The 1,243-nt window shown below is 45.9% G+C and carries 1 protein-coding gene and 1 pseudogene; both read left to right on the forward strand.

The annotated features are described in order from the left end of the window. The first annotated feature begins 38 nt into the window (after positions 1–38). On the forward strand, positions 39–626 hold the full coding sequence (locus A3750_RS21900; protein WP_068458644.1) for a YqiA/YcfP family alpha/beta fold hydrolase: 588 nt from the start codon (positions 39–41) through the stop codon (positions 624–626). 62 nt (positions 627–688) lie between these two features. Beyond that, positions 689–1,243 (forward strand): annotated as a pseudogene (gene gcvT, locus A3750_RS21905) (glycine cleavage system aminomethyltransferase GcvT); the annotation flags it as partial.

Raw genomic sequence — 1,243 nt, forward strand, 5'->3', positions numbered from 1 at the left:
CGCAAATAGTTTTGAGTATGAACTTGATTTAAAAAGTAATGGTTACTAAATCCTTACTCTATTTGCACGGATTTAATAGCTCTCCCGCCTCAGTCAAAGCCTCACAGGCGCAAGTCTATTTCAACCAAAGTCAGCGGTATCATCTCGAAGTTCCTGCTTTGCCTCCTGAGCCTAAACAGGCTATTACCCTTCTCAGGGGTATGATTGAGAGCGGCGATATTTCAGGTGTGATTGGTAGTAGCCTTGGTGGATATTACAGTTTGTTTTTACATGCCGAATATGAATTGCCTGCTGTATTAATCAACCCGGCAGTAAAACCGTTCGAATTGCTGACTGATTACATCGGTACAAACACCAATATGTACACAGGTGAGCGATATGAGGTAAAAGCGGAGCATATGCAGCAGTTGCTCGAGCTGGAATCGTCCCCTGATGCTTTGGATTTATCGCACCTTTTTCTTTTAAGTGAAACCGATGATGAGGTGCTCGACTATCGTGAGGCTGCAAACAAGTTAGTGGGGGCGAAGATGTCTTTGACGCGCGGTGGCGACCACTCCTATCAATCATTCGCCTCGCATCTTCCGGCTATTCTAAGTTTCTTTGACCGAATTTTATTCAAAAGCTAGTTTTTACTGCGCTTGTTTCGGTAAAATGCCCGCCTACTCAAACTCGCTACCGGAGCCTCTCTGTGGGTAACAAAACTCCTTTGTATCAGGCGCACCTTGATTCAGGTGCTAAGATCGTTGATTTTGGTGGCTGGGACATGCCAATTCATTATGGCTCCCAGGTAGAAGAACACCATTTTGTTCGTCAAGACGTGGGTATGTTCGACGTATCGCATATGACGATTGTAGATCTCACAGGTCCTGATTCTGAATCCTATCTTAGAAAGCTTTTGGCCAACGACGTCGCTAAACTGAAAACTATAGGCAAAGCGCTCTATACCGGCATGCTCAATGAGCAGGGCGGAGTTATTGATGATCTCATTGTTTATCGAATGCCTGAAGGATTTCGATTGGTCGTGAATTGTGCGACACGAGAGAAAGATTTGGCATGGATGGAAGCGCAAATTTCCGGTTTTGACGCCTCTTTAACGGAGCGACCAAAGCTAGCTATGGTCGCTGTGCAAGGGCCGAAGGCGCTTGAGCTTTGCCAGCAAGTCGCGACTTCTGCTGCACAAGTGATTGCAGGTTTAAGTGTGTTCCAAGGGATTGAACATGAGGGTTGGATGTTCTGTCGCACA

Source organism: Oleiphilus sp. HI0079 (assembly GCF_001635105.1).

Excerpts from the sequence above, each read along its gene's own strand:
- A3750_RS21900 (WP_068458644.1), top strand. The coding sequence starts at position 39 with ATGGTTACTAAATCCTTACTCTATTTGCACGGATTTAATAGCTCTCCC.